Origin of the sequence: Staphylococcus sp. NWU MK-U1 (assembly GCF_033283505.1) — a bacterium.
Lineage (GTDB): Bacteria > Bacillota > Bacilli > Staphylococcales > Staphylococcaceae > Staphylococcus > Staphylococcus haemolyticus.
Window position 1 is genome coordinate 586,102 of record NZ_JAVSMG010000001.1, and the last position, 11,347, is coordinate 597,448.

The 11,347-nt window shown below is 36.1% G+C and carries 8 protein-coding genes and 1 other annotated feature; all 8 genes read right to left on the reverse strand.

The genetic code is table 11. The annotated features are described in order from the left end of the window. Positions 1 to 13: 13 nt before the first annotated feature. On the reverse strand, positions 14 to 484 hold the full coding sequence (gene rpsG, locus SBL16_RS02950) for a 30S ribosomal protein S7 (protein WP_001137495.1): 471 nt from the start codon (positions 482 to 484) through the stop codon (positions 14 to 16). A 70-nt stretch (positions 485 to 554) separates the two neighbouring features. After that, entirely contained in the window at positions 555 to 968 is a 414-nt protein-coding gene (gene rpsL / locus SBL16_RS02955) for a 30S ribosomal protein S12 (RefSeq protein WP_016931318.1), read from the reverse strand. An 89-nt stretch (positions 969 to 1,057) separates the two neighbouring features. Beyond that, a complete protein-coding gene (locus tag SBL16_RS02960; protein ID WP_011276716.1) occupies positions 1,058 to 1,318 on the reverse strand; it encodes a ribosomal L7Ae/L30e/S12e/Gadd45 family protein in 261 nt (86 codons plus the stop codon). Between the two features lie 197 nt (positions 1,319 to 1,515). Next, positions 1,516 to 5,109, reverse strand: a complete 3,594-nt coding sequence (gene rpoC, locus SBL16_RS02965) for a DNA-directed RNA polymerase subunit beta' (protein ID WP_160380553.1) — start codon at positions 5,107 to 5,109, stop codon at positions 1,516 to 1,518. 198 nt (positions 5,110 to 5,307) lie between these two features. Continuing rightward, complete coding sequence (gene rpoB / locus SBL16_RS02970) at positions 5,308 to 8,859, reverse strand: DNA-directed RNA polymerase subunit beta (RefSeq protein WP_107612223.1); 3,552 nt, start codon at positions 8,857 to 8,859, stop codon at positions 5,308 to 5,310. A 206-nt stretch (positions 8,860 to 9,065) separates the two neighbouring features. Then, positions 9,066 to 9,674 carry a class I SAM-dependent methyltransferase gene (locus SBL16_RS02975; protein ID WP_317952668.1) on the reverse strand — a complete coding sequence of 203 codons (609 nt, stop codon included), beginning with the start codon at positions 9,672 to 9,674 and terminating at the stop codon, positions 9,066 to 9,068. A 172-nt stretch (positions 9,675 to 9,846) separates the two neighbouring features. Continuing rightward, a complete protein-coding gene (gene rplL, locus SBL16_RS02980) occupies positions 9,847 to 10,215 on the reverse strand; it encodes a 50S ribosomal protein L7/L12 (RefSeq protein WP_011276720.1) in 369 nt (122 codons plus the stop codon). A 40-nt stretch (positions 10,216 to 10,255) separates the two neighbouring features. Further along, positions 10,256 to 10,756, reverse strand: a complete 501-nt coding sequence (gene rplJ / locus SBL16_RS02985) for a 50S ribosomal protein L10 (RefSeq protein WP_011276721.1) — start codon at positions 10,754 to 10,756, stop codon at positions 10,256 to 10,258. A 38-nt stretch (positions 10,757 to 10,794) separates the two neighbouring features. Beyond that, positions 10,795 to 10,946 (reverse strand) — a sequence feature (ribosomal protein L10 leader region). Positions 10,947 to 11,347: the final 401 nt, after the last annotated feature.

The window sequence follows — 11,347 nt, forward strand, 5'->3', positions numbered from 1 at the left end:
TAAAGCTTTAATCTTACCAGCGGTAGTGAGCGAATGCTTTGTTCGCTTCAGCCATTTTGTGAGTGTCCTCACGTTTCTTAACGGCACCACCTGTATTATTAGCAGCATCTAAGATTTCGTTAGCTAAACGATCTTCCATAGTTTTTTCACCACGAAGACGAGCGTAGTTAACTAACCAACGTAATCCTAGAGTAGTACGACGTTCTGGGCGAACCTCAACTGGTACTTGGTAGTTTGAACCACCCACACGACGAGCTTTTACTTCTAATACTGGCATAATGTTGTTAATTGCTTCTTCAAATACTTCTAAAGCATCACGACCACTGCGTTGTTCTACAAGGTCAAATGCTGAATAAAGAATTCTTTGTGCTGTTCCGCGTTTACCATCTAACATGATTTTGTTGATCAATTTTGTAACTAATTTAGAGTTATGAATTGGATCTGGTAATACGTCTCTTTTAGGTACTGATCCTTTACGAGGCATAATTAAAATCCTCCCTTCCTATTATAGTATATTATTAAAAATTGAAATTAAAATTTACACAATCTTAAACTTAATTTTTAGGTTTTTTAGTTCCGTATAATGAACGGCCTTGTCTACGTCCATCAACACCTGAAGTATCAAGTGCACCACGTACGATGTGGTAACGCACACCAGGTAAGTCTTTTACACGTCCACCACGTACAAGTACTACACTGTGTTCTTGTAAGTTATGGCCGATACCAGGGATGTATGCGTTGATTTCAATATTATTTGATAAACGCACACGTGCATATTTACGTAACGCTGAGTTAGGTTTTTTAGGTGTCATAGTACCTACACGAGTACAAACACCACGTTTTTGAGGTGAATTTAAGTTAGTAAATTGTTTCTTTTTACTATTAAAACCTCTGTTTAAAGCTGGTGAATCTGATTTTTTAGATTTGCTTTGTCTAGGTTTACGTACTAATTGGTTAATAGTTGGCATTGAAATGTCCTCCTCTCTTCACTTTTTAATTCCACACATCCAGGTGGTTCATTTTTAGGTTAAATAAAATTTAGTAAGCAATATACTTACTAATTCTCATTCAATAACGCAACAATAGTCGCATTAACGTTAATACCTACATAACTACCTAAAGCATGCTTGCTTTGAAAATAAGTAATAGGTATATTTTTATGATTGATTAAACTAAATACGCGAGCTAACAAATGTACCTCAACGTCTTGAGCAATAATCAAAGATGCAACTTGATCTCTATTTAACGCTTTAAGCGTTTCTTTAAGACCAACTACATAGTGTTGTTTGTTAAAGCGTGCAACTTTTTCATTAGACATTAAAATATCCTCCAAAGTTCTGCTTGCATCAACCTTTACAATAATAACACTTAAATCAGCATTAAGTCAACATATTTTGCAGACTTTTTACTAATTATAAAAAATAAAGAACGAGAACGAGACTATCGTCTCAAAAGATTGATAAGTCCCGTCTCGTCAATATTGAAATAAATATGAATTTAGTTTTATTTCATTAATTACTCAATGATTTCTGCTTCTTCAGTTTCAGTAACTGGTGTTTCAGCTTTATCATATTTAACGTCACTATAGCGTCTCATACCAGTACCAGCTGGAATTAACTTACCAATAATAACGTTTTCTTTAAGTCCAAGTAAGTCGTCGCGTTTACCTTTGATTGCTGCATCTGTAAGTACACGAGTTGTTTCTTGGAATGATGCTGCTGATAAGAAGCTTTCAGTTTCAAGAGAAGCTTTTGTAATACCAAGCAATACTGGTTTAGCAGTTGCTGGACGTTTACGTTCTTTAAACGCTTCTCTGTTTGCATCTGTAAAGCTATGAATGTCAACCAATGAACCAGGTAATAACTTAGTATCACCAGCTTCGATGATTCTAACTTTACGTAACATTTGTCTTACCATTACTTCAACGTGTTTATCGTCAATTTCTACACCTTGCATACGATAAACTTTTTGAACTTCTTTAAGTAAGTAGCTTTCAGTCGCATTTAAACCAGCAACAGCTAGGAAGTTCTTAGGTTCGATTGAACCTTCAGTTAATACTTCACCACGTTCAACTGATTGACCGACTTCTACTTTTAATCTAGAAGTACCTGAAGCTAAGTAAGATCTTGTTTCATTAGCACCTTTAACAACAATTTCTTGTTGGCGATCTTTTGCTAATTTAATATCTTCAACGACACCTTCGATTTCAGTAATCACAGCTTGACCTTTTGGATTACGTGCTTCAAAGATCTCTTGGATACGTGGAAGACCTTGAGTGATATCGCTTCCTGCTACACCACCTGTATGGAATGTACGCATTGTAAGTTGGGTACCAGGTTCACCGATTGATTGAGCAGCGATTGTACCAACTGCTTCACCCACTTCAACTTTTTCACCAGTAGCAAGGTTTTTACCGTAACATTTTTCACAAACACCGTGACGTGTGTTACATGTAAATGCTGAGCGGATGTACATTTGTTCAATACCGGCATCAGTGATTTTCTTAGCGATTTCAGCAGTGATTAATTCGTCTGGACGGATGATGATTTCATCAGTTTCAGGATGACGAATTGTTTCTTTAGAATAACGTCCTTCAATACGTTCGATGAATGGTTCGATCATTTCTGTACCTTCTTTGATATCAGAAACTAGTAAGCCGCGGTCTGTGCCACAGTCTTCTTCACGAACAATAACGTCTTGAGCAACGTCAACAAGACGACGAGTAAGGTAACCAGAGTCAGCTGTTTTAAGGGCTGTATCGGCAAGACCTTTACGCGCACCGTGTGTAGAGATGAAGTATTCTAACACTGTTAAACCTTCACGGAATGAAGATGTGATTGGTAACTCAATAATTTTACCTGATGGTGCGGCCATTAAACCACGCATACCAGCTAATTGTGTAAAGTTAGATGCGTTACCACGTGCACCAGAATCACTCATCATGAAGATTGGGTTTGTTTTCTCAAGAGATTGCATTAATTCGCCTTGAATTTGATCTTTGGCATCTGTCCAAATTTCAACAACGGCATTATAACGTTCATCTTCAGTAATTAAACCACGATTAAATTGTTTAGATACACGTTCTACTAATTTTTCGTGCTCATCTAAAATGTCTTGTTTATCTGGAAGTACAACAATATCTGCTACACCAACAGTGATACCAGCTTTAGATGAGAATTTGAAACCTAAATCTTTCATACGGTCAAGCATCATAGATGTATCAGTGATACTGAATCTATTGAAGACTTCGGCAATAATATTACCTAAGAATTTTTTATTGAATGGTTCAATAAGTTCTTGTTCTTCAAAGTATGCTTTAAGTCCACCTTCACCCAATTGAGTTGAATCAATAAAGTATTTGTCAGGTGTTTTACCTTCAAGATTTGTTTGACTAGGTTCATTGATGAATGCGAATGAATCAGGAATGATTTCATTGAAAATCACTTTACCTACTGAAGTAGCTAAAATTTTGTTGTTTTGAGCTTCTGTGAATGTAGGGTTGTTAAATGATTTCGCATGTACACCAATACGAGTGTGTAAATGAACATAGCCATTTGCATAAGCTTTAAGCACTTCGTTTGTATCATTAAAGATAGTACCAGTGTTCACTGCATCTTTACGTTCTAATGTTAGGTAATAGTTACCTAATACCATATCTTGTGATGGTGTTACGACAGGTTTACCGTCTTTAGGGTTCAAGATGTTTTGAGCAGCTAACATTAACATACGTGCTTCAGCTTGTGCTTCTTTAGATAAAGGAACGTGAACGGCCATTTGGTCACCGTCAAAGTCCGCGTTGTAAGCTGTTGTTACAAGTGGGTGTAGACGGATAGCACGACCTTCAACTAATGTAGGTTCGAATGCTTGGATACCTAATCTGTGAAGAGTAGGTGCACGGTTAAGTAATACAGGGTGTTCTCTGATTACATCTTCCAATACGTCCCATACTTCATCGTCCATACGCTCAATCTTACTTTTAGCATTTTTGATGTTAGTAGCAATTTCACGTTGAACTAATTCCTTCATTACGAATGGCTTGAACAATTCAAGCGCCATTTCTTTAGGTAATCCACATTGATACATTTTTAAGCTTGGACCAACAGCGATAACTGAACGACCTGAATAGTCAACACGTTTACCAAGTAAGTTTTGACGGAAACGACCTTGTTTACCTTTCAACATATGTGAAAGTGATTTCAATGGTCTGTTACCTGGACCAGTAACTGGACGACCACGACGACCGTTATCGATTAAAGCATCAACTGCTTCTTGCAACATACGTTTTTCGTTTTGAACGATGATGCCAGGAGCACCTAAGTCTAATAAACGTTTTAAACGATTATTACGGTTAATCACACGACGGTATAAATCATTTAAATCACTTGTTGCGAAACGTCCACCATCTAACTGAACCATTGGACGGATTTCAGGTGGAATAATTGGAAGTACGTCTAAAATCATCCACGCTGGATTATTACCAGAGTTTCTGAATGATTCAACAACTTCTAAACGTTTAATCGCACGTGTCAATCTTTGACCAGTTGCAGATTCTAATTCGTCACGCAATGATTTTAATTCTTCGTCTAAGTTAATTTCTTCTAATAGGTCTTTAATACCTTCAGCACCCATTTTAGCTACAAATTGACCTGGGTATTTATCGTAATATTCTCTGAATTCAGCTTCAGATAATAATGATTTTTTCTCTAAGCCTGTTGGACCTGGATCTACTACAACATATGAAGCGAAATAAATAACTTCTTCTAATGCTCTAGGAGACATGTCTAATAAAAGACCCATACGACTTGGAATACCTTTAAAATACCAAATATGTGAAACTGGAGCTGCTAATTCAATGTGTCCCATTCTTTCACGACGTACTTTAGATTTAGTTACTTCTACACCACATCTGTCACAAACCATGCCTTTGTAGCGTACACGTTTGTACTTACCACAACTACATTCCCAGTCTTTTGTAGGTCCAAAAATTCTTTCACAGAAAAGACCATCTTTTTCTGGTTTCAATGTACGATAGTTGATTGTTTCTGGTTTTTTTACTTCACCGTATGACCATGAACGGATTTTTTCAGGTGAGGCTAAACCGATTTTCATATAATGGAAATTATTTACATCAATCAAGGAGCCTACCTCCTTCAATTTAGATTAGCTGTGCTATTTGATTGATTTACATCTATTGAAACTAAAACAAGTCATATGATTATAGGGAAGAAATCAGCACGATTAGCTTATTTTTAATTTAAATCGAACTGAGTTTCTAATCCCTTACTTTTTTATAACTTCAAATTCTAATTAGTCAGTAGTTTCTTTTTGAGTTTCAGGAACATCTTTTTGTTGTAAATCTACTTTGCGCTCAGTTGCATCTTCATCATCAACATCAGCCATTTCGATTTCATTATCTTGTTCATCCATAACTTTGACATCTAAACCTAAACTTTGTAATTCTTTCATCAATACGCGGAATGATTCTGGAACACTTGGTCTAGAGATGTTTTCACCTTTAACGATAGCTTCGTATGTTTTAACACGTCCTACTGTATCGTCAGATTTATAAGTTAAGATTTCTTGTAATGTGTAAGCAGCACCATATGCTTCTAGTGCCCATACCTCCATCTCACCGAAACGTTGTCCACCGAATTGTGCTTTACCACCAAGCGGTTGTTGTGTAACTAGTGAGTATGGACCAGTTGAACGAGCGTGTAATTTATCGTCAACCATGTGTGCAAGTTTAAGCATGTACATAACACCAACAGAAATACGATTATCGAATGGTTCACCAGTTCTACCATCGTATAAGACTGTTTTACCGTCACGAGCCATACCTGCTTCTTCGATTGTTGACCATACATCATCATCGTTCGCACCATCGAATACTGGAGATGCAACATGGATGCCTAAGTTTTTAGCAGCCATACCTAAGTGTAATTCTAATACTTGTCCGATGTTCATACGAGATGGTACACCAAGTGGGTTTAACATGATGTCAATTGGACGTCCATCTGGTAAGTAAGGCATATCTTCTTCAGGTACAATCTTAGAGATAACCCCTTTGTTACCATGACGACCACACATTTTGTCCCCAACATGGATTTTACGTTTTTGTACGATGTATACACGTACTAATTGGTTAACGCCTGGAGATAAAGTATCATCGCCTTCTTCACGGTTAAATACTTTAACATCTAGAACGATACCACCAGCTCCGTGAGGTACACGTAATGATGTATCACGTACTTCACGTGCTTTTTCACCGAAGATAGCGTGTAATAATCTTTCTTCAGCTGTTAATTCAGTCACACCTTTAGGCGTTACTTTACCTACTAAGATGTCACCGTCTTTAACTTCAGCACCAACGTAGACAATACCACGATCATCTAAGTTTTTAAGTGCATTTTCTGAAACATTTGGAATATCACGAGTGATTTCTTCAGGTCCTAGTTTAGTATCACGAGCTTCTGATTCATACTCTTCAATATGAATTGAAGTATAAACGTCATCTTTAACTAGACGTTCACTCATAATAACAGCATCCTCATAGTTGTAACCGTCCCAAGTCATGAAACCAACGACAACGTTACGACCTAATGCCATTTCACCTAATTCCATTGATGGTCCGTCAGCTAAAATTTCATTATATTCAACGACATCGCCAACTGAAACAATTGGACGTTGGTTGTAACAAGTACCAGTGTTTGAACGTTTGAATTTAGCTAATGGATAACGATCTAATTCACCTTCATGTTCAGTACCGTTTTCTTCTACTAAACGACGAACTAAGATTTCTTTAGATTCAACATGTTCAACGCGACCTCTATATTTAGCTGTAATTGCAGCACCTGAGTCACGTGCAGCAACATGTTCCATACCTGTACCAACAAATGGTGCTTCTGTGTTCATCAATGGTACTGCTTGACGTTGCATGTTTGCACCCATTAATGCACGGTTAGAGTCATCATTTTCAAGGAAAGGAATACATGCTGTCGCAGCTGAAACTACTTGTTTAGGAGATACGTCCATGTAGTCCATTTTCTCTTTAGCCATAACTGTGTTATTACCACGGAAACGACATACGACTTCATCATCTAAGAAACGACCATTTTCATCTAAGCGAGAGTTCGCTTGAGCAACTACATAGCTATCTTCTTCATCAGCTGTTAAGTAGTCGATTTGATCTGTAATAGAGTTAGTGTCTAAGTCTACTTTACGATATGGTGTTTCAATGAAACCAAATTCATTCACACGTGCATAACTTGATAATGAGTTAATCAAACCAATGTTTGGTCCCTCTGGAGTCTCGATTGGACACATACGACCATAGTGAGAGTAGTGAACGTCACGTACTTCCATTTGAGCACGTTCACGTGTTAAACCACCAGGTCCTAATGCAGAAAGACGACGTTTATGTGTTAACTCAGCTAATGGGTTAGCTTGGTCCATGAATTGTGATAATTGAGAGCTACCGAAGAACTCTTTAATTGACGCAATAACTGGACGGATATTAATTAATTGTTGTGGTGTGATAGAGTCTGTATCTTGAATTGACATTCTTTCACGTACAACACGTTCCATTCTTGATAAACCGATACGGAATTGGTTTTGTAATAATTCACCAACTGAACGTAAACGACGGTTTCCTAAGTGGTCAATATCGTCTGTGTAACCAATGCCATTTAACAAGTTAAAGAAATAACTCATTGAAGCAATGATATCTGCTGGTGTAATACATTTAACTTCTGAATCTGGTAACGCATTACCGATTACAGTAGTCGTACGACCTTCTTCATCATTTGGTACGTAAACTTTGATTGATTGAATCTCAACAGGTTCATCAATAACTGTACCTTCTAATTCAAACACTTCACTATTAGCATTTGTTTCTAAAACTTCCATAATTTCGTCTAATTTACGACGGTCTAAAACTGTACCTTCTTCGGCAACAATTTCACCAGTTTCACTATTAACGATTGGTTCTGCTAATTTTTGGTTAAATAAGCGGTGTTTTAAGTGTAATTTTTTATTAGCTTTGTAACGACCAACACTTGCTAAATCATAACGTTTAGGGTCGAAAAAGCGTGAATAAAGTAAACTTTTCGCATTTTCAACTGTTGGTGGCTCACCAGGACGTAAACGTTCGTATATTTCTAATAATGCTTGCTCAGTATTTTCAGTGCCATCTTTTTCAAGCGTATTACGTAAATATTCACTGTCTCCTAATAAATCAATAATTTCTTGATCATTTGAGAAGCCTAAAGCACGTAATAATACTGTTAATGGTAATTTACGTGTTCTATCAATACGTACATAAACTACATCTTTAGCATCTGTTTCATATTCTAACCATGCACCACGGTTAGGGATAATTGTCGCATCATAGTTTTCACGACCGTTTTTGTCAATTTTTTCATTGAAATAAACGGATGGTGAACGTACTAATTGAGACACGATTACACGTTCTGCACCATTGATTACGAATGTACCTGTATCTGTCATTAATGGGAAGTCACCCATAAATACTTCTTGTTCTTTAACTTCGCCAGTTTCTTTGATTATTAGACGTACTTTAACACGAAGAGGTGCAGCATAAGTAGCGTCACGGTTTTTTGATTCTTCTAAATCATATTTTGGTTCACCTAATCGATAATCTACAAACTCTAAAGAAAGGTTACCTGTGAAATCTTCAATTGGAGAAATATCACGGAACATTTCTAATAAACCTTTTTTTAGGAACCAGTCGTAAGATTTAGTTTGAATTTCTATTAAGTTTGGTAATTCTAATACTTCTGAAATTCTCGCATAATTTCTACGTTTACGATGTCTTCCATATTGGACAACTTGACCTGCCAAACAGATTCACCCCTCAAATATTGTGTGATGAACCAATACGCGTAAAAATCGTATAACAAGACAAAAAGAAAACGGCAACACAGTTGATGACACCATTTTCGATTCTACATTTATTCTTGTTTATCGTACTCTTTTCGCGTAAAAGTACACACTTATTGAACATAAATTTTTACATTTTATAACTATATCAGAATACAACTTTTAAATCAACCTTTTCGGCTTTTCAATATATAGTATCCTTTATTCTTGTTAACAACTTCGACATTATTGAAAATTTCTTCCATTTTCTTTTTAGCAGAAGGCATACCTTGTTTCTTTTGAATCACAACGTACAACTCACCTTGTGAATTTAACTGTTGATATGCTTCTTCAAAAATACGATGAACAACTTCTTTGCCAGCTCTAATGGGAGGATTGGTTAGTACAAAATCAAAATGACTATCCTTTAGTTGTGATAAACCATCACTTTCTTTAATAATGACGTTATCAATTTGATTTGCTTTTTTATTCTTTTCAGCAAGATTTAACGCACGATGATTCACATCAACCATAGTAATTTGATGATGTGGCGAAACTTTTGCAATCATTAATCCTATCGGACCATACCCGCATCCGACATCAGCAATCGTCTTACTTGGTCCAGGAGGATGCTCGTTTAAAAATGTTTGTACTAACGTGTCTGATCCAAAATCTACTTGTGCTTTTGAGAACACACCTGCATCTGTAGTTAAATTTAATTGATGGGAATGATAATGATATTGAATGACTCTTTCATCACTTTGTACATCTGGATCTTCATCATAATAGTGTCCCATAACGTCACCTCTTTTTTCATTGTTCATCTTTATTTTACTAGAAAATGAAGTAAAAACCCCGTTATCGTGATAACGGGGTTTTAATTTCTCAAAGAATTCGGGTTAGTTCTGATAATGTATTATTAATACATTAAAAACACATAACCTTCGATATTAAGTTAAGATACTAGAATTATTTTAATTCTACAGTAGCTCCAACTTCTTCTAATTGTTCTTTAAGTTTTTCAGCTTCTTCTTTAGCAACGCCTTCTTTGATTACTTTAGGAGCGTTATCTACTAATTCTTTAGCATCTTTTAAGCCTAAGCCAGTTGCTTCTTTAACTGCTTTAACAACTTTGATTTTTGAAGATCCAGCTGAAGTTAACTCAACGTCAAATTCAGTTTTTTCTGCTGCTGCGTCTCCGCCACCAGCTGCACCAGCTGCTGCTACAGGAGCTGCTGCTGTTACACCAAATTCTTCTTCAATTGCTTTTACTAAATCGTTTAATTCTAATACTGACATTTCTTTAATTGCTTCAATGATTTGTTCTTGATTAGCCATTTTATATTTCCTCCAATTATTTTAATTTTTTTATGCGCAATTATTCAGCGCTTTCTTCTTTTTGTTCTCCAACAGCTTTAACCGCATAAGCGAAGTTGCGTACTGGAGCTTGTAATACTGATAAAAGCATAGAAACAAGACCATCGTGTGAAGGTAATGAACCAACAGTTTTAACTTCTTCTGCTGAAATAACGCTACCTTCCATAACGCCTGTTTTGATTTCTAAAGCTTCGTGTTCTTTAGCAAATCCTGCGATAACTTTCGCTGGTGCTACTACATCTTCAGTTGAAGTTGCAACAGCTGTAGGACCTGTTAAGAATTCATCTAAGCCTTCGATACCTGCTTGTTCAGCTGCACGACGAACCATAGTGTTTTTGTAAACTTTATACTCAACACCAGCTTCACGTAATTGTGAACGTAGTTCTGTTACTTCTGCAACTGTTAAGCCACGGTAGTCAACGATAACAGTTGAAACTGAATTTTTAAGTTGTTCAGCAATAACATCAACTTGTTGTTTTTTAGCTTCGATAATAGCAGACATTCAGACACCTCCATTTTTATTTTTGGTGCTTTTTAAATTTCTCAATAAAAAAAGCACTTTCTACCCACGGCAAAAAGCGCTTGAAAGATCATTTTTATGATCACACGTTCAAGTCAATTTTAGCCTCGGCAGGATAATTTTTAAGTTATACTATAACTCCTACTGTCTTAGGTAAAATAATCACAATAAATAATATAACCTCATTATTGTAATAAGTCAATCACTTTTTCAATTTTTTTACTATAAAATGAAATAAAGTTATTACTTCTCTATCGACTACTCGTTTCTTTGCCATCATATATGAAGACATAGACTTCAATATGCTCGGAATAAATAAATTCCATTTATAGATTGCATCATGTTCACACAAAATTTATTTCTGTATATACATAAAAATAACCTGTGACATTCGAAAAGTCACAGGTTCTATAATTAAGGCTCTACGTCAAATCGGACTGATGAGTCCAAATATTGAGATTAAGCAACCTTAGGTTGTTTAATCTCTTTTTTTGTGGTTGAGGCAAATAGTCGCGAAGTTATAATAATTCGATTACGCAAATTATCATAATTTCTATAACCAAAAGATACCCT

Excerpts from the sequence above, each read along its gene's own strand:
- rpsG (WP_001137495.1), bottom strand. The coding sequence starts at position 484 with ATGCCTCGTAAAGGATCAGTACCTAAAAGAGACGTATTACCAGATCCA.
- rpsL (WP_016931318.1), bottom strand. The coding sequence starts at position 968 with ATGCCAACTATTAACCAATTAGTACGTAAACCTAGACAAAGCAAATCT.
- SBL16_RS02960 (WP_011276716.1), bottom strand. The coding sequence starts at position 1,318 with ATGTCTAATGAAAAAGTTGCACGCTTTAACAAACAACACTATGTAGTT.
- rpoC (WP_160380553.1), bottom strand. The coding sequence starts at position 5,109 with ATGAAAATCGGTTTAGCCTCACCTGAAAAAATCCGTTCATGGTCATAC.
- SBL16_RS02975 (WP_317952668.1), bottom strand. The coding sequence starts at position 9,674 with ATGGGACACTATTATGATGAAGATCCAGATGTACAAAGTGATGAAAGA.
- rplL (WP_011276720.1), bottom strand. The coding sequence starts at position 10,215 with ATGGCTAATCAAGAACAAATCATTGAAGCAATTAAAGAAATGTCAGTA.
- rplJ (WP_011276721.1), bottom strand. The coding sequence starts at position 10,756 with ATGTCTGCTATTATCGAAGCTAAAAAACAACAAGTTGATGTTATTGCT.